Source organism: Chitinophaga sp. (assembly GCF_035538455.1).
In the GTDB taxonomy this organism is placed as follows: domain Bacteria; phylum Bacteroidota; class Bacteroidia; order Chitinophagales; family Chitinophagaceae; genus Chitinophaga.
Genome location: NZ_DATLKJ010000082.1, coordinates 1 through 25,479 on the forward strand (window position 1 = coordinate 1; position 25,479 = coordinate 25,479).

Annotated in this window: 19 protein-coding genes; 10 read left to right on the forward strand and 9 right to left on the reverse strand. The window is 45.2% G+C overall.

Annotated elements, in window-relative coordinates; translation table 11 throughout:
- Positions 1-339 precede the first annotated feature (339 nt).
- Positions 340-867 (reverse strand): ABC transporter ATP-binding protein, encoded by a 528-nt coding sequence (locus VM802_RS09180; protein WP_325529549.1) that lies wholly within the window; start codon positions 865-867, stop codon positions 340-342.
- Positions 868-1,066: 199 nt separating this feature from the next.
- Between VM802_RS09180 and VM802_RS09185 the strand changes: the two genes are divergently transcribed.
- The 10 genes from VM802_RS09185 to VM802_RS09230 all read left to right on the forward strand — a co-directional run bounded on the left by VM802_RS09185 (position 1,067) and on the right by VM802_RS09230 (position 10,645).
- The gene (locus tag VM802_RS09185; protein WP_325529551.1) at positions 1,067-2,065 is read left to right on the forward strand and encodes a sensor histidine kinase; all 999 of its coding nucleotides are present in this window, start codon (positions 1,067-1,069) and stop codon (positions 2,063-2,065) included.
- A complete protein-coding gene (locus VM802_RS09190) occupies positions 2,058-2,777 on the forward strand; it encodes a LytR/AlgR family response regulator transcription factor (protein WP_325529553.1) in 720 nt (239 codons plus the stop codon). Before VM802_RS09185 ends, VM802_RS09190 begins: the two co-directional genes overlap by 8 nt.
- 475 nt (positions 2,778-3,252) lie before the next feature.
- Positions 3,253-3,987 carry a M57 family metalloprotease gene (locus VM802_RS09195; RefSeq protein ID WP_325529555.1) on the forward strand — a complete coding sequence of 245 codons (735 nt, stop codon included), beginning with the start codon at positions 3,253-3,255 and terminating at the stop codon, positions 3,985-3,987.
- A 641-nt stretch (positions 3,988-4,628) separates the two neighbouring features.
- The gene (locus tag VM802_RS09200) at positions 4,629-5,363 is read left to right on the forward strand and encodes a M57 family metalloprotease (protein ID WP_325529557.1); all 735 of its coding nucleotides are present in this window, start codon (positions 4,629-4,631) and stop codon (positions 5,361-5,363) included.
- Positions 5,364-5,584: 221 nt separating this feature from the next.
- Entirely contained in the window at positions 5,585-6,322 is a 738-nt protein-coding gene (locus VM802_RS09205; RefSeq protein ID WP_325529559.1) for a M57 family metalloprotease, read from the forward strand.
- 471 nt (positions 6,323-6,793) lie between these two features.
- Positions 6,794-7,531 (forward strand): M57 family metalloprotease, encoded by a 738-nt coding sequence (locus VM802_RS09210; RefSeq protein ID WP_325529561.1) that lies wholly within the window; start codon positions 6,794-6,796, stop codon positions 7,529-7,531.
- A gap of 620 nt (positions 7,532-8,151) precedes the next feature.
- On the forward strand, positions 8,152-8,889 hold the full coding sequence (locus tag VM802_RS09215; protein WP_325529563.1) for a M57 family metalloprotease: 738 nt from the start codon (positions 8,152-8,154) through the stop codon (positions 8,887-8,889).
- A gap of 253 nt (positions 8,890-9,142) precedes the next feature.
- Entirely contained in the window at positions 9,143-9,352 is a 210-nt protein-coding gene (locus VM802_RS09220; RefSeq protein ID WP_325529565.1) for a class I lanthipeptide, read from the forward strand.
- A 125-nt stretch (positions 9,353-9,477) separates the two neighbouring features.
- The gene (locus VM802_RS09225) at positions 9,478-10,206 is read left to right on the forward strand and encodes a transporter substrate-binding domain-containing protein (RefSeq protein ID WP_325529567.1); all 729 of its coding nucleotides are present in this window, start codon (positions 9,478-9,480) and stop codon (positions 10,204-10,206) included.
- Positions 10,207-10,315: 109 nt separating this feature from the next.
- A complete protein-coding gene (locus VM802_RS09230; RefSeq protein WP_524537093.1) occupies positions 10,316-10,645 on the forward strand; it encodes a cold-shock protein in 330 nt (109 codons plus the stop codon).
- Positions 10,646-10,688: 43 nt separating this feature from the next.
- On the opposite strand, the gene VM802_RS09235 is transcribed toward VM802_RS09230, so the two are convergent.
- The 8 genes from VM802_RS09235 to VM802_RS09270 all read right to left on the reverse strand — a co-directional run bounded on the left by VM802_RS09235 (position 10,689) and on the right by VM802_RS09270 (position 25,479).
- Entirely contained in the window at positions 10,689-16,559 is a 5,871-nt protein-coding gene (locus VM802_RS09235) for a non-ribosomal peptide synthetase (RefSeq protein ID WP_325529569.1), read from the reverse strand.
- Positions 16,560-16,675: 116 nt separating this feature from the next.
- Positions 16,676-17,206 carry an FcoT family thioesterase gene (locus VM802_RS09240; protein ID WP_325529570.1) on the reverse strand — a complete coding sequence of 177 codons (531 nt, stop codon included), beginning with the start codon at positions 17,204-17,206 and terminating at the stop codon, positions 16,676-16,678.
- Positions 17,207-17,211: 5 nt separating this feature from the next.
- Entirely contained in the window at positions 17,212-18,099 is an 888-nt protein-coding gene (locus tag VM802_RS09245) for a TauD/TfdA dioxygenase family protein (RefSeq protein ID WP_325529572.1), read from the reverse strand.
- A 192-nt stretch (positions 18,100-18,291) separates the two neighbouring features.
- Entirely contained in the window at positions 18,292-19,860 is a 1,569-nt protein-coding gene (locus tag VM802_RS09250; RefSeq protein WP_325529574.1) for a long-chain-fatty-acid--CoA ligase, read from the reverse strand.
- A gap of 294 nt (positions 19,861-20,154) precedes the next feature.
- A complete protein-coding gene (locus tag VM802_RS09255) occupies positions 20,155-20,976 on the reverse strand; it encodes a DJ-1/PfpI family protein (protein WP_325529576.1) in 822 nt (273 codons plus the stop codon).
- A 44-nt stretch (positions 20,977-21,020) separates the two neighbouring features.
- Positions 21,021-23,216, reverse strand: a complete 2,196-nt coding sequence (locus tag VM802_RS09260) for a TonB-dependent receptor (protein ID WP_325529578.1) — start codon at positions 23,214-23,216, stop codon at positions 21,021-21,023.
- Positions 23,217-23,390: 174 nt separating this feature from the next.
- Positions 23,391-23,786, reverse strand: a complete 396-nt coding sequence (locus VM802_RS09265; RefSeq protein WP_325529580.1) for a hypothetical protein — start codon at positions 23,784-23,786, stop codon at positions 23,391-23,393.
- Positions 23,787-23,967: 181 nt separating this feature from the next.
- Positions 23,968-25,479 (reverse strand): aminotransferase class V-fold PLP-dependent enzyme, encoded by a 1,512-nt coding sequence (locus VM802_RS09270; protein WP_325529582.1) that lies wholly within the window; start codon positions 25,477-25,479, stop codon positions 23,968-23,970.

A 25,479-nucleotide genomic window follows, 5' to 3' on the forward strand; every position in this document is an offset into this window, starting at 1 on the left:
TTTGTTGCCTACAGTCAGGCGGAGATAGATGGCGGGTTTGTTGTTTTTGCGGCGGCTTCGGTTCAGCCAGAGTAAAATAGAAAAACTTAAATGACCTTTCCTCATAAAACACCTGTTTTAAGTTAACTAATTTTGTTTCAACTTCACTTATCCTGACATCACTTAACATTAGTCAAACACAATACAGATAAGCACTTCAGGCCAGTAGTGGTTAGCACAATATAGTGATTTAAATGCTAACCGTGATGCTCACTTTCCTATCTTTACTTCTATGTACAAAACTTTACCGATAAAAACAGAAAAGCCTTGTAGATATTGATTCTACAAGGCTTTAATTACTTAAGAGTTTCTATTTTTACTCTTGGTGGTGATCCCGTTGGGATCAAGCCCGTTAACCGGTTCATCGAGTATCAGTAACTCCGGGTTGCCAAGCAATGCGATGGCCAGCCCCAGTCTTTGTTTCATACCCAGGGAGTATTCGCCTGCTCTTTTGGCGGCGTCTTTCTCTGAAAGACCCGACAGCAATAGGGTACGTCTGGCCTCTTTCCGGGGCAGATTACGCAGCATAGCAACATTGTAAACGTTATCCATCCCGCTCAGGTGCAGGTACAAGGAAGGCGTCTCTATCAACGCCCCGATGCGGGAAAGTATCCCCAGCCTGTTGGTGTGCAGTGTGTGACCAAAAAGGTGGATGCTGCTTTTCTCATGTGGGAGCAGGCCAAGCAGCAACCTTATCATAGTGGTCTTGCCTGCGCCATTGGCTCCCAGGAAGCCATAGATACTGCCTTTGGGTACCTGCAGGGAAACATTCTGCAGTACGGAATGGCGCTGATAACTGAAAGACAACCGGTCTGTATGTATCACCATTTTAAACAATTTTAGTGCAAGGTGTTCTTGCCCGGTTGGTTCTTCAAATCAATTCAATCAACAGGAATAATGTCCTGATCAACACTGTGTCAGACGCTGCTAGCCGGTTCGTTGAGAAAAAATGCCTGTTTGTAGAGAAATGCCGGCGGTTGTTGATTAGCAATGGTACGCCTGATGTTTTTATCCCTATTTTTATAATATGAAGAAGTACCTGCCGTTTGTCCTGCATTTTTTATTCTGGATGATGCCAGTAGGCATGATGATCTACTTTTCTGACTTTAGCAGGAAAACCAACATTTATGCAGTGATCTATTTTATTATGCAGATCGGCTGGTTTTATGTTAATCTCCTGGTCTTACTGCCGCGGCTCATGAAACGAAAGAAGATCTGGCTGCTGTTGTTATCCTACATACTCGTCTTTGCACTGGATGCGCTTCTCAGTAATGGTATCAGCTATTTGCTCGGTACCCGCGCACAAATACGCCTGCTGTCGGCCTTTTTTACGTCGCTATTTGTGACCGGGTTCTTCCTGGTGTTCAGCGGATGCTACTATATTTTGAAAAGATGGTTAAGGAGCGAAGCAGAAAGAAAATCCTGGGAGAACGAAAAACTGAAAGCAGAACTCGATTTTCTTAAATCACAAATCAATCCTCATTTTTTATTCAATACACTCAATAACATTTATTCCCTTACCTATACACAGTCGCCGCAGGCCCCGGAAGCGGTAATGCTGTTGTCAGAGATCATGCGCTATATGCTATACGACAGCAGCAGCACGGAAGTACCGCTGGAGAAGGAAGTGGCGCATATCAGGGAGATGATCAGCCTGCATGCGCTGAGGGTAACCGGTAAATTTGCCGTAACTTTCGAAGTAACAGGAGAGGTGACAGAGATGATGATCGCCCCCCTGATACTGGTACCCTTCGTAGAGAATGTTTTCAAACACGGTGTAGTGAATGATCGGGAAGATCCGGTGAAGATATGGCTGCACATGGAGAAAAATGGTATACATTTTTATCTGCGCAACAGAACCGATAAAGGAAACGGACATGATACACGGCCGGGAGGCATCGGAATTAAGAACGTGACGCGCCGGCTGGAACTCCTTTACGGGAAGAGGCAATCGCTATATATCAACAGGCAGCAGGATCATTTCGAAGTGAACCTCTACGTACAATTAAAAAAAAAGAATGAATAGATTCTCCTGCATAATAGTCGATGATGAACCACTGGCAAGACAGCTGGTAGAAGCCTATATCGGAAAAGTACCTTTCCTCGAATTAAAGGGCTCATTCGCCGGCGCCATGGATGCGTTGCTGTTTATGAAGCAGCATCCCGTCCACCTGCTGTTCCTGGATATTCAGATGCCCGACATCAATGGGTTACAACTGTTGAAAAGCCTGCAGCTGGACATAAAAACCATCATCATCACGGCATATGCTGAATACGCCGTAGAAGGGTTTGACCTGGATGTTACCGACTACCTGCTGAAACCCGTGCGCTTCGAACGATTTCTGAAAGCAGTAAATAAATTCCATACGCAAGAAACGGTGGAGAAACCAACAGCTAAAGAAGAACCCAATCCATCTGACAACGTAATTTTTGTAAAGGCAGATTACAAAACAGTAAAGATAAACATACCGGACATCACCTATATAGAAAGCCTGCGGGAGTACATCGCCATACACACGCGCAACAGCAAAACCCTGACATTACAAAGCATGAAACGTATGGAAGAAATACTACCCAAAGACAGGTTCATTCGTATCCATAAATCGTATCTCGTAGCCATCACGCAGATTGATACCGTGATGAAGAACATGCTCCGGATTAACGGAGTGGATCTCCCTATCGGGGAAACTTATCGAGCTGCTTTCCTGGCAATGCTTAATCAGAGGAAGATTAGCTAGGAACGCCTGAGCAATGCTATCACGTACAGTAGTACATATCAGATAATACTTTTACTTTTTAATTCAAAAAAATTCTTTTTTTGAATAGCTTATTGTAATATTGTAGCAGCAGACTGAGATCTAAACATAAACAAAGTGTCCACGCACTGAGAGCCCTTAAGAATAATGAAAATCTGATCGAGCACGTACAGCAAAACAATCTTGTAAATCTATGTTAATGTGAACATTCCCTATAGTATTTAGTCTTATCGGCTGATAAGCATGTCGCACCCGTTCCTTGTGAATAAAGAGTTGCACCGTTATTGGATTCCAAACCAATAAAATCCACCAGCGCACATAAGATGTACAGCGATAGTAATCAGCCTTAAACTTTAAAATATATCAGTAGTGAAGCGAAATAGCAATATTTCCGCTACTGTGCATGTCATCCTGTATATTCCGATTGTTATTTACAATTACCAAAATCAAATTATCAATGAAGAAGAACCTCCAAACACTCGCTTCTATTGTACTGTCTGTAGTACTTTTGGCTTCATGCGGCAAAAGTACGGATGCACCTGTAGCTCCTGAAAAAAAGGATAATGCAGAGAAAGTGCTCACTTTCATTCAGCATCTGGGCTTTTCCCGGAGCAGCATCGTTGATAACGGTGATGCATATATCGTCGATGAGGATATTCGCTTTCCTAAAAATATGGAAGTTCCTGCAGGCAAACCTACCACAGAGCAAAAATGGACAGGGAACAAAGTGTCTGCTGCCAACGCTTCGAATATTCGTATCAAAGTAGATCCCAGCATGACTTCGATGATGTCTGAAATCAATTCTGCTGTTAATCAGTGGAACAACATCGGGGGCGATATAGATCTATATTTTAGCATAGTTGACGATGATTCATATGACATATTAATCAAGGATAGTGATCTGGGTACAACGTGTGGCCTGGGTACTTACCCTTCCGGTGGCAACGCTGGTAATCTCATCCAGATCAACAAAGCACGAATTGCTGGTAACAGCTTTGCAGAACGTCAACGTACGATTACACATGAAATGGGGCATAACATTTCCTTCACGCACACAAATCAACCCGGCGGTTCGCTGATCCCTGGCACACCTGGTACGGATGCAAATTCTCTTATGAATGGAGGTGAATGCGGTGTTGGTGCTACTGTATTATCAAACTATGATAAGATAGCTGCACGGTGGTTGTATTAAAAACTGTCGTCGGGTAACTTGTCGGCAAATGACAAGCAACCATAGTATTATATCCACATTATGAATTGATCGGAATAACAGGTATCCGCTCCGGCTTTCCGGAGCGGATTTTTAGTTTTCCGGCCCCCCGCATATAAGCCTGTTTTTTTACTGACTCCTGATCCATAACGCATAGTGGTATTCATACGCAGCAATACGTGCATTCGTTAGTACTTCAAATAATATTTGTACTTTTTTATTCTAAAAAATTCTTTTTTTTGAATAGCTTATTGTAATATTGTAACAGCAGACTGAAATCTAAACATAAACGAAGTGTCCACGCACTGAGAGCCTAAATAACAATGAAAATCTGATCGAGCACGTGTAGCAAATTAATCTTGTAAATCTATGTTAATGTGAACAATGCCTATGGCATTTAGTCTTATCGGCTGATAAGTATGTCACACGCATTCCTTGTGAATGGAGAGTTGCGCCGTTATTGGATTCCAAACCAATAAAATCCACCGCAGCACATGGGATAGCAATCAGCTTTAAACTTTAAAATATCTCAGTAGTGAAGCGAAATAGCGATATTTCCGCTACTGTACATGTCATCCTGTATATTCCGATTGTTATTTACAATTACCAAAATCAAACTATCAATGAAGAAGAATCTTCAAACACTCGCTTCTATTGTACTGTCAGCACTACTTTTGGCTTCATGCGGCAAAAGTATGGATGCACCTGCAACTCCTGAAAAAAAGGATAATGCAGACAAGGTGCTCACTTTCATTCATAGTCTAGGATTTTCCCAGAACAGCATCGTTGATAACGGTAACGCATATATCGTTGACGAAGATATCTGCTTTCCTAAAGATATGGAAGTCCCTGAGGGCAAACCTTCCACTGAGCAAAAATGGATAGGTAACAAACTGACTGCTGCTAATGCTATGAATATACGCATCAAAGTAGATCCCAGTATGGCTTCTATGATGCCTGAAATCAATTCAGCCATCAACCAGTGGAACAACATCGGGGGGGACATAGCTTTACACTTCAGCATAGTGACAGGTTCACCCTATGACATATTAATCAAGGATAGTGATCTGGGTACAACCTGCGGCTTGGGTGCTTACCCTTCCGGTGGTAAAGCTGGTAATCTCATCCAGATCCACAAAGCACATATTGCTGGTTACGATTTTGCACATCGTCAGCGTACTATCACGCATGAAATGGGGCATACCATTTCCTTCACACATACAAATGAGGCCGGCGGCCAGCTGATTCCCGGCACACCCGTTACTGAGGCAAGTTCACTTATGAATGGACATGAGTGCGGTGTTGGTGTTACTGTATTATCAGACTATGATAAGATAGCCGCACGGTGGTTATATTAAGAACCGTCATAACGCACTTGCTTCGTGAATGGAAAGTTGCACTGTTATTGGATTCCACATACGTAAAATCCACCGGAGCACATAAGATGTACATGCGATAGCAACCAGCTTTAGACTTTAAAGTATCTCAGTAGTGAAGCGAAATAGCCATATTTCCACTATTGGACATGTCATCCTGTATATTCCGATTGTCATTTACAATTACCAAAATCAAATTATCTATGAAGAAGTATCTTCAAACATTCGCCTCTATTGTATTGTCTGCACTACTTTTGGCTTCATGCGGCAAAAGTGCGGATGCACCTGCTGCTCCTGAAAAAAAGGATAATGCAGAGAAAGTGCTCACTTTCATTCAGAACCTGGGCTTTTCCCAGAGCAGCATCGTTGATAACGGTGACGCATATATCGTTGACAACGATATCCGCTTTCCTAAAGATATGGAAGTTCCTGAGGGTAAACCTTCTACAGAGCAAAAATGGACAGGAAACAAAGTGTCTGCTGCCAACGCTTTGAATATTCGTATCAAGGTAGATCCCAGCATGACTTCAATGATGCCTGAAATCAATTCTGCTGTTAACCAGTGGAACAACATTGGCGGTGATATAGCTTTACACTTCAGTGTAGTTACCGGTTCATCCTATGACATATTAATCAAGGATGCCGATCTTGGTGCAACTACCTGCGGACGGGGTACTTACCCTTCTGGTGGTAAGGCTGGTAATCTCATCCAAATCCACAAAGCACATATTGCTGGTAACAGTTTTGCACAACGTCAGCGCACTATTACGCATGAAATGGGGCATAACATTTCATTCACGCACACAAACCAGGCCGGTGGTTCGCTGATCCCCGGCACACCTGCTACTGACGCAAATTCTTTGATGAATGGAGGGCAGTGCAATAGCGGTGCAACTGTATTATCAAACTATGACAAGATAGCCGCACGGTGGTTATATTAAGAACTGTCATGACCACCATCCGGTAACTTGTCTGCAAAAGACAAGCAACCACAGTATTATATCCACTATGAAATGATCGGAATATAACAGGTATCCGCTCCGGCTTGCCGGAGCGGATTTTTATTTTCCCTGCGCATAAGCAGCTTGCTAATAATAACTAACAGCTATCAGTGCTATTCATGCGCAGTGACGCCAAATAATATTTATACTTTTTCATTCAAAAAATTTTTCTTTGAATAGCTTATTGTATTATTGCATCAATAGACCCAATTCTGTACACGAAAGAAAAGTACACTGCCTAAGAGCCTTAATAATAGCGAAAATCCGATCGAACGCGTACGACAAAATAATTTATAAGTCCACTGAATGCCAACAACTTATAGCACCTGATCCTGTCAATTGATGGGAATATCACGCATGTTATCCTGTATATTCTGATCGTTGTCTATAATTACCAAAATCAAATTACCAATGAAAAAGAACCTTAAAACACTCACTTCTATTGTACTGTCAGCATTACTTTTGGCTTCATGCAGCAAAAGCGCTGATGCACCTGTAGCTCCTGAAAAAAAGGATAATGCAGACAAAGTGCTCACTTACATTCAGAGTCTGGGATTTTCTCAGAACAACATCGTTGATAACGGCGATGCATATATCGTTGATGAGGACATCCGCTTCCCTAAAGACATGGAGGTTCCTGTTGGTAAACCTACTGCAGAACAGCGGTGGACAGGTAGCAAACTGACTGCTGCCAACGCGCTGAATATTCGCATTAAGGTAGACCCCAGCATGACTTCCATGATGCCAGAAATAAATTCTGCCATTAACCAATGGAACACTATCGGGGGGGCAATAGCTTTACATATCACTATAGTTACCGGTACATCCTATGACATATTAATCAAGGATACCAATCTTGGTGCAGGTATCTGTGGTCAGGGCACTTTCCCCTCCGGTGGTAAAGCTGGTAATCTTATCCAGATCAACAAATCATACATTGCTGGTAACAGTTTTGCACAGCGTCAGCGTACTATTACGCATGAAATTGGGCATAACATTTCCATTATGCACACAAATCAAACCGGTGGTCTGCTGATCATGGGCACACCTCCTAGTGATCCTCTTTCTATTATGAATGCAGGTCAGTGCGGTAGTGGCGCTACCGTATTATCAAACTTTGACAAAGTAGCCGCACAGTGGTTATATTAAGAAATCTTATGGCCATTATCCGGTAACTTGGTTGCAAAAGACTAGCGACCATAGTATTAATATCCACATTATGAAATGATCGGAATATAACAGGTATCCGCTCCGGTAAGCAGGAGCGGATTTTTATTTTCACGTCGCCTGGTGGTGCTATTCATGCGCAGTATATCCGTATTGGTTAGGTTACCAGATAATATCTATACTTTTTCATTCAAAAAAATTTATTTTTGAATAGCTTATTGTATTATTGCAACAGTAGACCAAAATCTGTACACAAAAGAAAAGTTCACTCCATAAGAACATTAAGAATACTGAAAATCCGATTGAGCGCATACGACAAAATAAATTTATAAGTCCATATTAATGTTAACAATACTTGTAGCACTTGATCTTATCAGCTAATGGAAATATCACGCATGCTCTTTCTCCACGGAGAGCTGTGCTGCTATTGGATTCTATATGAATCAAACCCACCGGAGCATATAAGATATATATGTGAGAGCAACTGGTTTTAAACTTAAAAATATATCAGTAGTGAAGCGAAATAGCAATATCTCCGCTACTGTACATGTTATCCTGTATATTCTGATCGTTATCCACAATCACCCAAAATCAAATTACCAATGAAGAAGAACCTTAAATCACTCGCTTCCATTGTACTGTCAGCACTACTTTTGGCTTCATGTAGCAAAAGCGCTGATGCACCTGTAGCTCCTGAAAAAAAGGATAATGCAGACAAAGTGCTCACTTACATTCAGAGTCTGGGATTTTCTCAGAACAACATCGTTGATAACGGCGATGCATATATCGTTGACGAGGATATCCGCTTCCCTAAAGATATGGAAGTTCCTGGTGGTAAAGCTACTGTAGAGCAGCAATGGACAGGTAGCAAACTGACCGCTGCCAATGCTCTGAATATTCGTATTAAAGTAGATCCCAGCATGACCTCAATGATGCCTGAAATCAATTCCGCCATTAACCAGTGGAATACCATCGGGGGCGCCATTGCTTTACACATCACCATAGTTACCGGTTCATCCTATGACATATTAATCAAGGATACCAATCTTGGCGCAGGTATCTGCGGCCAGGGTACTTTCCCTTCCGGTGGTAAAGCTGGTAACCTGATCCAGATCAACAAATCATATATTACTCCTAACAGCTTTGCACAACGTCAGCGTACTATTACGCATGAAATTGGGCATAACATTTCCATCATGCATACAAACCAAACCGGTGGTATGCAGATCCCCGGCACACCTATTACTGACGCAAATTCTCTGATGAATGCAGGTCAGTGCAATAGCGGTGCAACTGTATTATCAAACTTTGACAAGATTGCCGCACAATGGTTATATTAAGACCAGCCCGGTAACTTGTCGGCAATTGACAAACAACCATAGTATTACATCCGCATTCTGAGATGATCTGAATATAACAGGTATCCGCTCCGGCCCGCCGGAGCGGATTTTTATTTTCCCGGACTGGAAAACTTGGCGGTCCGGCAACCCCCGGCATAGTAGCGGGTTGCCGCTAATCCATTGGGCTGGCTAACTGGTTTTGTTTAAATTCAGTTACCTGTACGTCTTTTGTTAATCTAAATAAGCCTCACTTATGAAAAAGAAAAACATCCAATTGCACCAAAAACTACTGCTCGGTAAAACAACCATCGCAGACCTTACTATCCGCAATCTGCAGCTGCTCAATGGCGGCGCCGGTGTTGTAACCAGATCCTGTGAACCAGCCACGGTACAGATCACTGTTTGTATAGATATCACCAGCCCCGGACCCACAGCTCCCTGCCAGCAGTACCAATGTCCGTAAGACTTAGACTGACCGTACAACAAGCCAATGAAAAGTGCATCCCTCATGTTGAGGACCTCTTTTCATTGGCAAATAACTTTTTTTTCTTCCTGCTGATTGGTTATTTTTCTGCAAAGAAATTTAATATGAGAAAGCAGTGGCTGATAGTTATTCATCTTCTCTTCTTGCAGACAGGCATGTTATTAAGCTGTAAAGGGCCAAATCAGGTGGCGCAGGGAAACGTATTGTATGTAGGTACTCCCGGTGATTATCCCCCCTTAACTTCTTACGATACGGCCACAAAAAAATTCAGCGGACGGGACATTGACCTGGCCATTGTATTAGGAAAGTATCTTCACCGGAATGTTGTGTTCATAAAAACAAGCTGGCCAACACTCCAGGCAGATCTGTCTGCTGGTAAATTTGATATAGCTATAGGCGGTATCTCTGTCAACACCGAAAGACAAAAACATTTCCTGTTTTCAGATCATATCATTGAAGATCGAAAGGTAGCCCTTATGAGAACAGGCGATAGCGCAAAATTTACTGATCTGCAACACATAGATGTAAAGGGCGTCAGAATTATTGAGAACAGGGGTGGAACAAACGAGAAATTTGCAAGGGAACATATCCGGCAGGCAACTATCATCATTAATGAAGATAATCAACAGGTATTTGGTCTGCTGAAAGACAGCATAGCCGATGTCATGTTCACCGATGAAACAGAGGCGGTATACCGGCAGCAACTAATGCCGGGGCTGTTTGTAAAACGGCTGAATGATAGCATCAGCCCCGTTTTTTATAAAGCCATTATGCTGCCAGAATCTTCAATAGAATTACAGACAAAGATCAATCGTTGGTTGAAGAGTCGTTAGCCAGCCTGATAAACTATGAAGCCCCTGCGGGTGGAGCCCGCCAAAACTAAAGTGCTGTAATACTCGTAAATCCTGGTATACGTTTTACTCACCCTCGAAAATTCGATATATGAAAAAGTATATTTTCATGCTGAGTATTATGGCTGCAGCGATGTTAATGGCTCATCCTTCAAATGCGCTGAGTATAAAAACTCCGCTTGGCAAAGCCGTGCAAGATCCACAGGGTAAGCATGCTGTATATACAGGCACGGTTAAATGGTATAACGCAGATAAGGGCTACGGCTTCATTTCACGTGATGATGGCGGACCGGATGTTTTTGTGCACCACAGTCAGATAGTGGGGCATGGCTACCGCATCCTCTATGAAGGGCAGCGGGTATCATTTGAGATCACAATGGGCCCTAAAGGACTACAGGCACACCATGTGCAAGCACTATAGGTGAAGCCGCATAAATCACAGGATTTATGCGGCTTTATAGAGTTTACAACTGCCTGATCCAATCAAAGGAATAGGGTGCATGGATGATTGTCAGATGATCCCCGTCAGAATGAATGATACGTGTATGCTCAAAATAGTCATCCCAAGGTCTTGCATTAGGCATTAAATAAGATTTCTTATTGGCTTCGATAATAGTAACAGCGTAGGGCAATTTCTCGCTCATCGCATAATCAACAGAGATGGACCGGTCCATGAATTTCATCAGATTCATAAAGATGTTTTTATTGGCGCGCATCTCACTCTCATAAATCAACTTCACGATCAGCTCTTTCCATTGGCGTTTCGGTTTAAAAAATACGTCGTTGAGCTGCTTATAGAAAGGCTGTGGCTTGATACCGAAATAGGCTACTATCGCATCACAGAAAAGATGTACACTGTCTTTGGTGATACTGTTCAATGCAATGGTGGTAGAACAATCGATCAATACAACCCGGTTAATCTTTATCATTGATCCCCTGATCTGGCGCAACATTTCATATACCACCGCTCCGCCGTAGCTATGCGTGTATATATTGATGGCTTTGTTACCAGGTGCTGTGCTGTTGATCAGTGCGATGTTATGAATGGCCATCTCTTCCACGGAGTCAAGCGGCTCTTCTCCCATGAATCCTTTCATCTGTAACCCGTAGACAGGCTCTTCACCAGGCAGGTGAGTGGCCAGATCATAGTAGCCATCTGCGAGTCCCGGCATACCCGGTATAATAAAGGAGAGCTCGCCGTCATTACCACCCGGACGAAGTTTTACAATGTACGGATTAGGCTCCAGGTCATTTTCATCTTTAGGGCGACTGAGAATATACCTGCACAATGCTTCAATACTGGGGTACCGGATAATATCATTCACCTGGATCTCGATATGCCTGAACCGGGCCATCGTTTTTCCTATCATCTGTATGGAAGAGAGTGAATGCCCCCCCAGTTCAAAGAAATTATCGTATATCCCGATGGGCCTGATGTTCAATATCTCTTCCCAGATTCTGACCAGCGCAGCTTCGAGTTCGGTACGCGGAGCCATATAATCAGCCTGCCTGATAATATCAGCCTTCCAGGATTGCAATAGCTTCCTGTTCACCTTACCGTTGGCAGTCAGCGGCAATTCGTCTACCGGAATAAAGGCGGCAGGAATCATGTAGTCGGGTAATTGTTGCTGCAGAAACGCACGCAGCAGATTTTCTTTCACCGCCGCTGCCGATACGTAATAGGCAATCAGCTTATTCCCTTGCGGATACGATCTTACAATAACGGCAGCCTGCGCAACATGCTCGTGCGAGGTCAGCAGATTCTCTATTTCCCCCGGTTCTATCCGGAACCCCCTCATCTTTATCTGGTTGTCGGACCTCCCGATGTAAGCTACCTGACCATCAGGCCGCCAGCGTACAACATCGCCTGTCCTGTACAGTTTACCTTTCCCGAATGGGTTGGATATAAATTTCTCTGCCGTCAGCTCCGGTTGGCCAAGGTAACCATCAGCAAGGCCATAACCGGCAATATACAGCTCTCCGGGTAGGCCGGCAGGTAACAGGTTCATATCCTTTCCCAGCACATAAAACTGCGTATTGCTGACAGGTACCCCGATGGTAATTTCCCGCGCTCCGGTGAGTTCCGCAATGGCGGCATTTACAGTGTATTCCGTAGGCCCGTAGGCGTTATATATCCGCACACCTGTCAGTTGCGCTGATTTCAGAACAGCTTCCTGTATAGCTTCCCCGCCGAAGGCAATGAGTCTGACACAGGTGAATAATGTCTGCTGCTGATCGGCACTCAGTTCACGAATGACGTTAAAATACAGAGGGGGTATATTGACAATGGATACTTTGTTTTCTGTTACTGTACGATGGAAATAGTCGGCCTGTAGATCCTCGTCGCGCCTGATTACCACAGCGGCTCCGCATATCAGATAGGGGAAGATCTCTTCCACCGACATGTCAAAGCTCAAGGAAGCAAATTGAAGTATACGGTCCCCCGCTGTTATCTCATATTGCCTGATCATATGTAGGGAGAGGTTCACAAGCGCCCCGTGAGAAATCATTACTCCCTTTGGCTTACCGGTACTTCCGGAGGTATAAATAACATAGGCCAGGTGATGAGGGCGCACAGCCGTTTGAAAGAGCGGCATGGCGGGTTTCGCCTCCTGTAGTATTTCATTCACTGTGATCAGGCGGGTACCTGTTTCATCGGCTATCCTTTCCAGCTTCCCTGCTATTGACGGAGAAGTAAGCAGTAGCTGTACATCGCCTTCTTTCAGTATATGCATGATCCTGCCATCCGCAGTTGTATTGGACGCGTCTAAAGGCAGGTAGGCGCCTCCTGCATACAGTATCCCTAAAAGCGCAATAATCATTTGCGGCGACCGCTCAATACATACTGCCACCAAAGTATCAGCCGTTACGCCCTGCTGTTGCAGGTAATGCGCCAATTGCCTGCTTTGGGTGTCCATCTCTCTGTAAGTAAGTGCAACGCCATCGAAAATAAGCGCAACATTATCTGGAGTAACAGAAGCCTGATGAGCGACCAGTTCATGTATACATTTATCTTCCGGGTAGATGGCTGTGGTATTATTGAAAGCCTTCAACAGCATTTCCTTTTCATCATCAGGAAGTATATGATACTCCTTTATCTGTCTGGCATGATTAGCCATAATCGCATCAAGGAGGCGGTTAAAGTAATCTGCATGCCGTTTTATGGTGGTGTCATCGAAGAGGGTACGCTTGTACTTCAGTTTCAGTTGCAGCTCCGTTCTCAGGTCGTATACCTCGAAGGTATAGTTGTCCTCCGTTTCCTGGTAAACGTCATACACCATTTCAATCTCTTGCAGGAGGGTAGCATGATCGATCAGCCCATCGAATATGTTCTGGTAAGTAAAGGAAACCGGCAGTGGTGTCTCCCGCGGACTTGTTAGTCCGAGTACCGGCAATAGTTTGGAGAAAGGGTAGAAGCCGTGGTCCATGCCATCGTTGAACTGTTTCCGGATTTCCTTTACTAATGTATCAAAGTGCTTCTCAGCATTTATATAGCTGCGGGTAACCACCAGGTTGATATAGCATCCTACGCTGTTCTCGTGGGATGGCTTGGGTCTGCCTTCCACAGGTGTTGTAACGGCAATATCTTCGTCCAGTGTAATTTTGTACAGAAATACTTTGAAGATAGCCAGCAGCAGAACAGACAGGTTTACATTGAGTGTGGCTGCTATTCCTTTGAATGCCTGTAACCGGTGCCCTTGCAACGAAAGATGCTCGCAACCCATCCCTGATGATGGGAGCCCCGGCAGTGGCAGTCGGTCATAGGGGAGGTTGATAGTTGGAGAAATATCTGCCAGGTATGCTTTCCACCAGATAAAATCATCATCCGCCTGTCGTCCGTTCAGATAATGCTTTTCCCATTCAATAAAGTCCCTGAAAGCAAGATCCTGCGCTGTTGTATGGACCGGCTGGCCCGTAATTGCCTGCCTGTAGGCATTCCAGAAGGAGCGGGTGAACGTTATCGCTGAGATGCCGTCAATCACAATATGGTGAACAATGAAGAGCACATGCACATCCGCTGTATCATCTGTGGAGATAACATACAGCCGTATCAGCGGGTCTGTTCCCAGGTTAAATGGCTGCCGCAGTAATGAGAAGCATACATCCGTTGTTGTCTGCTCTTTCAGGACCCGCTGGTGATGTATCCTGAGATAATTCTCAACCGGCATTGTCTCCTGTACGATTTCTTCCGTTTCTTCCTCCTGGATAAAGTTCGCCCTGAGCGCAGGATATTGCAGTAAGACCCGCTCAAATGCCTGTAACAGACAAGCCTCCTGCAGTGGGACTTTCATACTGAACAGCATGGGCACATTGAAGCTGGTGGATTCGGGAGATGTCTGGTTGATATACCATAATCCTTTCTGTACTTCAGATGCGGGATAACGGGCAGGGCTTCCTGATGACGCTGTTACCGGAGACACTATAACCGGCTGCTGTTCTCCCTCTTCACGGGCCAGCAGCTGCAGGAAGGCATTAAAGCTATCGACGCCCAGTACCTGTCCTATTCTGACGTGGATGCCCATTGCCTCATTGATCCGTCTTACCAGCTGCACCATCTTTATGGAATCGAAACCGTAATGAACAGGAGACAGGGATCTGTCTACCTGCGACAGCTCCATATGAAATACCTCCTGCATAATGTTACTTACCAGATCTTCCTGTTGTGCTGTCAGAGCCACCGGTTGAGCCGCCGGTGTCTGCGCTGTATTTTTTTCAGTAACGGATGGCAACGCATCCTGCCATTCCCTTTTATATTCTTCCAGGATAACATGCGCGTTCACGCCACCAATAGCATAGCTGTTCAGCGCCATCCTTCTTGGATGAATACCGTTGGGCCAGGGAGACGGATCTTTTCGTAAAATCAGAAAATGACGCTCACCTATTTCTGTATTCACCGTGTCAAGACCTGCAATACCAGGAATAATGCGGTGCGCTATCGCTTGCAGCGCTTTGATAACAGATGCCATACCCGCTGCAATCTCCGGGTGACCTACAGTGGGTTTGACACTGCTGATATGCCATTTCCTGGAAACGTCAGAACTCAGCAGATGATATGAATCGCTGATGGCCTCCAGCTCAAGTGCATCAGCGAGGTGATTGGCAATACCATGTGCTTCAATATAATCGATGGTGCCAGCATCCACCTGCGCCTTACTGTAGCAGGCACTGATAGTATCACGGATACCTTTGACATTGGGCGCTTCCAGTGAATAGCCTTTACCGCCATGATGCACAAAGCTGCCCCTGATAAACGCAAGTATGTGGTTGTTATCTTCTTCTGCCCGTGCAGCGGACTTAATAATAATAACACCAGCGCCTTCGCTCCGTACGAATCCGTTTGCATCGCCGCTGAAACTGCGGGTATGATTATCGGCGCTTAGCAGACCATCGTATAGCCCTGCCTGCGCCGCATAATTGAACTCTTTGGCGGAGATGAGGTTAATGCCACCAATGACGGCCTGATCGCATTCTCCGGCAAGAATGCTTTGTATACCACGGTGAAGTGCCACATATACGCTTGTGCAAAAGGTGTTGACCACTTCGCTCGGACCTTGCAGGTTCAGCCGGAAAGATATTTTATTGGGTAACGGCACCTGGTATGCGGCATCCGGATCAAAACGGAACCCGCATGCCGCCTGCTCTTCATCATTGTATAGCTGCTGTGCGGCGATGAATACGCCGGTTTTTCTTGCAGTAAGATCTTGAAGCGTAAGCCCGTAACGTACCATAGCATCAGCGAGCAATTTGTATAACAGCTGTTGATGTAGATCCATCACTGCAAAAGCCCCGGCAGTTATTCCAATGAGATCCAGGTGAGATGAGTAAAAAGGCGGTTCAAGTCTGCCATAGTGATACCCTGTCTGTTCTTCCGGAAGTGAAAATGAATTGAAAGTGCCAGATACTACTTTATCCCATAGAGCGTCGGCATTGGCAGCTCCGGGAAATACCCCCTCCATACCTATAACAGCAATGCCCGCTGAGACGGACTGTACAGATTGCTCCTCCAATGAAGGCATTACAGCTGCTGTTGTCTGAACACCAGGCAGCAACACTTCATGCAGCAGATAGTGCACCAGCAAGTCAAGCCGCGGGTAATCGAACAACAAACTTGTCCTCAGCTTACATCCAAGGTCCGATTCCAGTAAGGATTTAAACTCTATTGCCTGTAATGATCCGGTGCCTAGTTCTGCGAATACTTCCGTTTCAGAGATCTCTTCGGGAGAGTCTATCTCCAGAAAGCCGGCGAGTAACCGGCGTACATGGCCGCTTAACAGCGCTTCCCTTTTTTCAGGAACGCTTTGATGAAGTATGAAGGAGATATTGGTCTCTGTCATGTTGATTTATATTGAACAAGTAACCGTGCATTGTTTGGAAAGCCCCGCCCACTCAACCACAGATCTGAGAATGGTCCGGACTTTCCAATGCAACGCACGCATAAAAACCTGGCCTGCTACGGATGGAGGACAGCGAGCGTAATCTCGCCATCTGACTTCCCGCTATGCTCATCACTAAAAGAACACCAGGTATTGATAAAGATGCACTTAGATTTTACGGTAGCGGAACTGATACCGAATGTACCCTTGAATGAGCGGGGATTCAGCTGACTGGCATACCTGGATGAGAGCCTGGAGATCAGCACATGCGACAACTGCTTCTCAAAGAAAAGCGGAAGGTCGTATGCTGCCAGCTCAGGAATAAGCCCATACCTGATAGTATGGCCAAGAAACGTATAGGCCATCTGGTTATAACAGATGTTGAATTCAACTGCGTTGAAATGACCTGTATCATCAATGTAACAGGATTCATCAATGGCACAGTTGCCGGTGAGGGTAAGGCCTTCGGCGCCGCGTTCCGGCTCATAAAGGAAGAATGCTTCCTTCAGATAACGGCAATGATCGCGGTAAGGAATCAGTATCCTGTTCAGAAAACTGCCTTCAATAATTACCGGTTCCGGTTTCGGGATGATATTTTCTGTAGACATAAGTATTATTTTTCAAGCCCAACATAAAAAGGATGATTATCGTATATGCCTATCCGGTAGCTTTTGCTCATTTCTCCTTTTGGAACAGAAGAGGCTTTATGTATCAGGAAGCGGTTATCCCAGATAAGCAGGTCGCCTTCTTCCCAGCTGTGCGTGTGGATATTCTCTTCTTTTTCCACGAAATCAAACAACGCCCTCAGTACCGTTTCATTTTCCTCATGGGTTAATCCAACCAGTTTAGTGGTAAAGCCACTGTTTATATAGAGGATCTTCTCATGGGTAACCGGATGCTCGATAACAGTCGGGTGTTCCACCGGAGGCGCTTCCTGGCCGAAACGTTCCAGGATTTCCAGGATGGACTTGTCTATGTCAGACTCCTGTACCTTATAACGAAGCCTTGCATCCTGTACAGACTTTGTGTTATCAACATAAGCTTTCAGGTCAGCAGGCAGATTCCTGTATACCTTGCTCATGTCGATGTAGTAAGTCTCCCTGACTGATTTCGGGAAGATCTGAGGCAACAACGATGTAAAGGAAAGCGGCTTTTCTTCAAAGGCGCAGTCGGTATGCCAGTAGCGCCCCGTACCGGATACGCCTATTTTTTTGTTGTCTTCCAGTACATTGGAAGAGACAAAGATCTCCGGATGCTCCGGATGATGATAATTGGTCTGGAAGTAGATCTGCGGCCTTCCCAGTTTTTTGGTGAACGCTACATATTCTTCCGGAGTGAGTGATTGTCCGCGGATAACGATTAGTTTGTTGCGGTAGATCAGTTGAAGAATTTCCTCCAGTTCTGGTGCATCAGCCGGTAATGTTCTTAAGTCAAGGCCAATAATTTCAGCACCGATTTCTCCTGCTGGAGCGTCATTGAAGATTGCTTTTTTTGTTTCCATTGTTAAATATTAACGTGATGTTGAAAAATGTGTTGATTTGGTCCGTGGCAATAGGCTTTCTGCCATTCTTTTTGAGTGAAAGAAGAACAGGCTATTTTATCGTGTACAGTCTGCGGTGGCTTCCGGGCATACCTTTCCCATTCGCTGTGATAGAAACAGCGCATATATATTATCGGATGCAACCTGTGACAATCAGTTGACGCGCCTTTCCCTTCCTTCCCAGAAAGGGGCTCTCAGAATCCTTTTGAGTAGTTTGCCGCTTGGAGTTTTAGGTAGCGAATCCACTACTGCGATGCTTCTGGGTAATTTATAATCTGCAATCCTTGTACGCAGAAAGTTGATGAGTTCTCTTTGTTTCACTGCTGAGTTTTGGTGAAGTACAACAAACGCCTTTACCACTTCGCCCCATTGGTCATCTGGAACGCCTATCACTGCTGCTTCTGCAATAGCTTCATGTTCATACAGCGCCGCTTCGATTTCAGCGGGGTAGATATTTTCTCCCGCGCAAATAATCATGTCTTTAATGCGGTCACACACATATACATATCCTGCTTCATCCAGGTATCCTGCATCTCCTGTATGTATATACCCATCTACCAGTGTTTCGCGGGTAGCCTGTTCCCGCTTCCAGTAGCCCGTCATATTGGAGGGGGAGTTGATGCAGATCTCTCCAATCGTATTTGCCGGAAGCACATTCCCTTTCGTGTCTATGATCTTTACATGGACCCCCGGGAATGGCCTGCCCGCAGCTTTCAGGATATGGCTGTCTTCCTGTGTATGGTCTTCAGGACGTAGGCATACTGCCATGTTTCCCGTTTCTGTCAATCCATATATCTGATAAAAGCTGCAGCCAAATGCACGCATTACTTTGTGCATCAGCTCCGGTGCTATCGGCGATCCGCCATATACACAGCCCTGAAGTGAAGAAAAGTCAGCCGCCGCGAATGAAGGCTCTGACAACATCAGTTGCATCATAGCTGGTACCAGCACCATTTTGGAAATCCGGTGTTCTTGTATCAACGACAATGCCTTCCAGGCAACAAACGTGTCCATTATGATACATCGCCCGCCAGCAATAAACCCCTGAATCGCCCACCAGAGACCGCCTATATGGAATGATGGCAAAGGCAGTAAAAAATTATCTGCTGCGTTCAACGACATCCATTGATCCCCCTGTGCAGACATGCCCTGTAATAACCGGAAAAAGCTGTAATGAGCCAGCTGAACGCCTTTGGGATGACCAGTTGTACCGCTGGTGTACATTTGCACCACCACATCGTTGGAGCCGTATTCCAGTTCCGGTGCAGTTCCCAGCTGTCGGTCCCTCCATGATGTATATGTTTCCCAGGTAGCATGTGAACCTGAAATGATAATAATCTTGCGCAGACGTTCCAACTCCCCGCTGATCTGTTCAATCACAGGAATAAACTCTTCTCCGACAAATAATACAACAGACTCGCTGTCATTTAAAATGAAAAGAAGTTCCTGTGTTGCCAACCGCCAGTTTATAGGAATGGCGACCGTTTTCGCTTTTGTGCTGCCAAAAAATATTTCATAAGTGTATTCACTGTCCTTTGCCAATATCGCGATTCGCGCCTGGGCATGGCAATCATTGCCAAGCAAGCCGTTGGCGACTCTGTTGGAATAAAGGTTCAGTTCACTGCAGGTGAGCGCTTGCGCTTCATAAATAAATGAAACAGCATCGCCATTGTACCGGGCATGTTGGAACACAACATCCGGCAACGTTTGACATAGTTGCATAGAAAAAAAAACTTTGATGCGCTGCAGACTACGGGTTATTGTAGCATGCACGCTGATAGTACAACGGAAATAGGTTGGATAATTTTAATAGGTCATATGTGGCTTGGTGTAAAGAAAAGACTCGCAAATTGTTTCAGTTTCCGCGAAGAGAAGAATGGTGTTTTATAGTGGTTAAAAATGGATAATACTGCTAAAATAAATCCTGTGACTGCATTCATGTTACATGTGTACCTCATCAGACTGAAATTAAAATACCTGTGTCGCTGTAATTAGCTGCTGTAGCATGTTAGGTGACTATAAACTTTTTTTCTTTTCTATGCTGTCGAGTAAAGGTTGAAGCCCCATGTCGTACATGGTCACCATCATATCCACGATCTGTTTATCCGAGTTGGTTGGCTGTCCTCCGGTTATAGGAGGCTTGGGATTGTATTCCAGGTCAAGCATAGCGGCCTGCAGATATTCCTCTCCCCGTATTTCTTTGATGATGGCAAGACTCATATCCATGCCTGCAGAAACACCCGCCGATGTCCAGTATTTACCATCCCTGACATACCTTCTGTTTTGCGTATGAGCGCCATAACCTTCCAATATATGCTGGGCTTTGTAATACCAGTGGGTCGTTGCATTTTTCCCTTTTAACAAACCTGCTGCTCCAAGAAGCCATGCGCCTGTGCACACACTGGCTGTAATTTTTGACCTGCTGTCAATCTTTCTTATCCAGTTTAATAATGTGGTGTCTTGCGTCAACAGATAGGTACTGGTGTATCCCCCCGGAATTACCAGCATGTCCAGCTGATCTACTTCCGCAATGGTGGTATCTACCTGTACCTGCATCTGGTAATTCTTTACTAACCCTTTTTTCAGCCCTACGAAGAATACCCTGGTACCCATCAGTTCTGATAGTACAGCCATCGGCCCCATGGCATCCAGTGGAAAGTAATCATCATACAGGAGGATACCTATCGTTTTGATATTCATTTTAGGCGCCTTCATGATCCGCTTCATCAATTCATTATGTGATGCCGCCGGATGGCTTTTATTGTTGAAGGAATGTTGACAGGACAACTGCGCGAACATACAACATGACAATACCACGGGAAGAAAAATGTTTTTCACCGGATCTGGATTTAAGTAGTTAAACAGGAGACTTTGAAATGTACTCAGAATTTTCCTGTAATGGTTACGCCAAAAGACCTGGGACTCCCCAGCAGCGTGCTTTTAGAAAAAGAAGAAAAGGGTGTTGCGTAAGCAATATAGTGCTGATCCGTCAGGTTCTGTACCCACCACATCAGCTCCATATTTTCTGCGCTGATTCCCGTTCTTATACTGATAAGACTGTAAGAAGGCTGCCTGATCGTATTGGTAATATCGAAATACTGATCGCCTGTGTTCCGCCATTCACCCCGCATGCTGGCATTTATGCCCCTGGCCAGCGGTACTGTATACTGCGCTCCCAGATATAGCGTAGTAATAGGTGCCATGATAGTACGTTTGCCTGAAATATGCTGCCCATCCAGCGTAAAGTTTCCGTATCTGGCGTTGTTAGCCCCCAGGCTCATATCCAACTGGAGGCGCCTTACCGGGAGAGCGGTAATTTCCAGTTCTGCACCGATGGATCGTACGCGCCCCAGATTGCTGATAACAGAAGAAACGCCGTCAGGGCTATAATAGAGCTGCAGGCCACGCCAATTCATATAAAATGCTGCCGCTGCTACAGACCATTTCCTGTCTGCGGAAAGAAGTTTGTATCCCAGTTCATAATTGTCAGAATACTCCGGATCGTAAGACGTTGCACCAGATAAAGTGGTGAACATATTAAGTCCGCCGGCTCTGAAACCCCGGGTATAAGAGAGGTAAATATGTTGTTGCGCACTTATCTCATAACTCACTGCCACTTTGGGTGATAGGGCTGTAAACGCCTTCTCCTTGTGGCTTTCCGGTAACGTATATACGCTGCCTGTATTCTTGACAATACTGAATGCAACAATATCCCCCGTTCTTTTTTCATAATCATATCTCAATCCCGCCGTAAGCTTCAACCGGTTACTGAAATGATAGTCAGCCTGACCAAAGAACGCAATGCCTGTGTTACGCTCATCTGCCTGGTATACCGATGTTCTGGGAAAATAACTTTCAGCCAGCGAATCAGCAATGCCAAAAAGGGGCGCCGCTTCCCGCAGGTAAGTGCTGGCAGTGCGCTGATCGTTCAACTGCATAAACAGGTATGCGCCCGTAGTCCATTGCAACCGGCTTTCACTGCCGCTGGAAGCAACCCTGAACTCCTGACTGATGATCCGTTGCGGGATGACATCGCCAGGCCGGCTATGAAAGCTGGATGCAAAGCCAATGTCACGCGGCGATTGATCAATAAAGTCAATATTGTCATACGACAGACCGACATATTGAAATGCAGTAGTACCCGATATTTTAACCCGCGGCAAGTGGTAGTTGAAAGACAACGACTGATTCAGTAACTGCCTTTTACTTTTACCCAGCCTGTTGACGCGAAACACAAAAGGATCATCCATCGCCGTCTGCGGATCAGGCACTGTAAGGAAATAAGCGCTTGCAAACGGAGAAGCATCCAGCTGCCCTTTGATGTTGAACGTAATGTCAAAATGTTTATCAGACAGGTAACGCAGGAAAATATTGCCGTAGAAGGAGCGTTCATCGCCAATGCGTACGCCATCAGCTGCTGTGCCCTGCAATTTGCTGCCAGACAGGTCATTCCTGTAGTACCCATGTTTCTCCTGTAGCTGCCCGGAGAAACCAACGAACAGCCTGTCTTTCAGCAACGGCGTTTTTATACCCGCACCATATCGTTGCAGGCCATTATTGCCTATGCTTACCTCTGCAAATCCACTGGTGTTATTGCCAGGTTGCCTGGTAATGATGTTCAGCACGCCTCCCATGGCATTACGGCCATAGAGCGTTCCCTGTGGGCCACGCAGCACTTCAATCCTCTCAACATCCATTAGCTGGATACCGTTTGCCGTAATATTCATTGCATTGACACCATCTATGTACGTTGCCACAGACGGATTGCCACTGAATACGCTGATTCCACGAAGAGCGATCACCTGTTGGTATCCTGCACCAATATCACCATACTGATAATTGGGTATTACCCCGGTAAGCCCCGACAAGCCCCAGGTACGCGTTTCCTGTATTTTCTTCGAAGACAGATAAGAAACAGATATATCTGCAGACAGAAGCTTTTCTTCCTTCTTACCGGCAGTGATAATCACCTCCTCCAGTAGTTGCGGGTTACCAATGCCAGTATCTTTTCTGCTTTGCGAAAAGACAAACAACATCCACCCGCTCAGCGCAATGGTGCAAAATATTTTTGCATACATCTTTGCGGAAGCAGTTTTAATATTTCATCAAAAAAATAACGCCCGTACTATTCCGGCCATGTTGCCGGAGTAGCAATACAATACCTGATATAATCATAAAGATTATACGCTTCCTGACCTGTTTGTCAGTACAGGCAATGGTTTCCAGTCCGTTAATGTTAATAGCAAAAATTCTTAGCAGCAAACAGGAATTTCCGGTGGCTTGAGGATGCTAAGGGCATGCGATGGGAAGGTCGCGGCATCATTGGCCGGCGCCTCATAATTTGATATGCGGATTACTGAAACTGCAATGGTGAGTTGCCTTACCGGCTCTACAAAAAGCGGAGATTCATTCTTTTCATTGATAGAAGAGGCATTTTTCTTTTGCTGATCTGTTGCTTTCTTAAGTTGCTTGTTTAGATAGCAATGCCCGTTACAATGAAGAGAAGGCTTGTTACGATTGACGCAAAGGTTCTTCGCAATATAGCCCTGTTGGAGATTGAAGTTCAGAAATACCAAAGGCACTGTAAGCGTATCTTTAAGGATACAGCAAACCAGTACAGTGATAATTATATTTCTGAACAGGGCCATGTTATAAAGTTAGGTAAATTACGATTATACTTTCTATTAAGGTCCGTTTTTCTATAATTTTATCCGCAATTGTAAAACATTACCTGCAGTAACCGGCCTTACATGCCCTGACGTATTATCTCCTGTAACGAAGAAAGGATGCCGTTTTGAGACATCCTTTCTCTGAAGCTGGTGGCAGGCACTACCAACGGCTCGCATCAAACCAACTCATTACCTGCTGATCGTCCTGCACTTCTCTCCCGGTAAAGTAGTATTCATTGGAATGCTTGTCATAGTAATAATCCTTTCCCCATTCCTTTATATGAGCAATAGTTACTTCAATGGCATCCATGATGAAGTTGATTTCGTCATTGGTCATCGTCGGATGAATAGATAATCTCACCCAGCCAGGCTTACATGACAGATCTCCGATAAGGATGGCATCCAGTATCCCGTAAGACCAGGCCTTATCTACATGGAGCAGCTGATGTCCGTATGTGCCGGCACAGGAGCATCCACCTCTCAGCTGAATACCAAACTTATCGTTGAGCAACCTGACAATCAGGTTGTAGTGAACGCCGGTTACTATAAAAGATACAACACCCAGGCGCTTTGTTACCTCAGGCTCCAACACCTGCACCTGAGGGATGGCAGACAGCCTGGAGAAGATAATAGCCAGCAATGCCTCCTCCCGCTGTAGTATGTTAGTCACCCCCATTTCTTCTTTCAGCCGGATACACATGGCGGCCTTTATTCCCTGCAGAAAGGGCGGTGTTCCGCCGTCTTCACGTTGTTCAATATCCGTGATATATTCACGCACCTGCCAGGGGTTACTGTAATGGACAGTGCCTCCTCCCGGATGATCGGGAACGGTATTCCTGTAAAGCGCCTTATTAAAGATCAATACGCCTGGCGTACCCGGACCTCCTAGCAACTTATGCGATGAGAAGTAAATGGCATCCAGGTGAGCATCAGCGTCACCCGGATGCATATTAATGTGACAGTAGGGGGCGGAACAGGCAAAGTCCACAAAGCATAGACCGTTGTATCGATGAATGAGCTTCGCCATCTCATGATAAGGTGTCTGAATACCGGTAACGTTGGAGCAGGCTGTTACGGCAGCTATTTTCACCGGATGATATTTATACTGGTCCAGCAGCGCGCGGTAGTGCTGCATATCCACATTCCCCTGCTCGTTGCATCCGATGATCTCTACTGTGGCATGAGTTTCCAGCCAGCTGAGATGATTACTGTGGTGCTCCATATGTGTTACAAATACAACCGGCCTCAATACTTCGTGGCGAAAGGAGAGGTGCATATAATCGGCAACACGTTCCGGTATCCTCAGCCCTGATATCCGTTGCAGCTTGTTGACGGCGCTCGTCATACCACTGCCGCAAAAGAGCAATGCATCATCCTTGCCGGCATTGACATGCGTCTTAATAATGCTTTTGGCTGTTTCGTAGGCATCAGACATAAAGGTGCCCGTAACAGTAGTGTGGGTATGCGTATTACCTACAAAGGGAAGTACCTGCTGCCGGATACATTTTTCAATAGGTCCGTAGGCGCGGCCGCTGGCAGTCCAGTCGGCGTATACGATTCGTTTTCTTCCAAAGGGGGATTTGAAGAATTGCTGCTGACCAACAATATTGTTGCGGTAAACAGAAAAGTAGCCTTCCAATCCGCTTCCACGTAACAAAGGGAACTGTAGCAT

What these genes read in the sequence shown, in the direction of transcription:
- VM802_RS09180 (WP_325529549.1), bottom strand. Translation starts at nt 867, where the DNA reads ATGGTGATACATACAGACCGGTTGTCTTTCAGTTATCAGCGCCATTCC.
- VM802_RS09185 (WP_325529551.1), top strand. Translation starts at nt 1,067, where the DNA reads ATGAAGAAGTACCTGCCGTTTGTCCTGCATTTTTTATTCTGGATGATG.
- VM802_RS09190 (WP_325529553.1), top strand. Translation starts at nt 2,058, where the DNA reads ATGAATAGATTCTCCTGCATAATAGTCGATGATGAACCACTGGCAAGA.
- VM802_RS09195 (WP_325529555.1), top strand. Translation starts at nt 3,253, where the DNA reads ATGAAGAAGAACCTCCAAACACTCGCTTCTATTGTACTGTCTGTAGTA.
- VM802_RS09200 (WP_325529557.1), top strand. Translation starts at nt 4,629, where the DNA reads ATGAAGAAGAATCTTCAAACACTCGCTTCTATTGTACTGTCAGCACTA.
- VM802_RS09205 (WP_325529559.1), top strand. Translation starts at nt 5,585, where the DNA reads ATGAAGAAGTATCTTCAAACATTCGCCTCTATTGTATTGTCTGCACTA.
- VM802_RS09210 (WP_325529561.1), top strand. Translation starts at nt 6,794, where the DNA reads ATGAAAAAGAACCTTAAAACACTCACTTCTATTGTACTGTCAGCATTA.
- VM802_RS09215 (WP_325529563.1), top strand. Translation starts at nt 8,152, where the DNA reads ATGAAGAAGAACCTTAAATCACTCGCTTCCATTGTACTGTCAGCACTA.
- VM802_RS09220 (WP_325529565.1), top strand. Translation starts at nt 9,143, where the DNA reads ATGAAAAAGAAAAACATCCAATTGCACCAAAAACTACTGCTCGGTAAA.
- VM802_RS09225 (WP_325529567.1), top strand. Translation starts at nt 9,478, where the DNA reads ATGAGAAAGCAGTGGCTGATAGTTATTCATCTTCTCTTCTTGCAGACA.
- VM802_RS09230 (WP_524537093.1), top strand. Translation starts at nt 10,316, where the DNA reads ATGAAAAAGTATATTTTCATGCTGAGTATTATGGCTGCAGCGATGTTA.
- VM802_RS09235 (WP_325529569.1), bottom strand. Translation starts at nt 16,559, where the DNA reads ATGACAGAGACCAATATCTCCTTCATACTTCATCAAAGCGTTCCTGAA.
- VM802_RS09240 (WP_325529570.1), bottom strand. Translation starts at nt 17,206, where the DNA reads ATGTCTACAGAAAATATCATCCCGAAACCGGAACCGGTAATTATTGAA.
- VM802_RS09245 (WP_325529572.1), bottom strand. Translation starts at nt 18,099, where the DNA reads ATGGAAACAAAAAAAGCAATCTTCAATGACGCTCCAGCAGGAGAAATC.
- VM802_RS09250 (WP_325529574.1), bottom strand. Translation starts at nt 19,860, where the DNA reads ATGCAACTATGTCAAACGTTGCCGGATGTTGTGTTCCAACATGCCCGG.
- VM802_RS09260 (WP_325529578.1), bottom strand. Translation starts at nt 23,216, where the DNA reads ATGTATGCAAAAATATTTTGCACCATTGCGCTGAGCGGGTGGATGTTG.
- VM802_RS09265 (WP_325529580.1), bottom strand. Translation starts at nt 23,786, where the DNA reads ATGGCCCTGTTCAGAAATATAATTATCACTGTACTGGTTTGCTGTATC.
- VM802_RS09270 (WP_325529582.1), bottom strand. Translation starts at nt 25,479, where the DNA reads ATGCTACAGTTCCCTTTGTTACGTGGAAGCGGATTGGAAGGCTACTTT.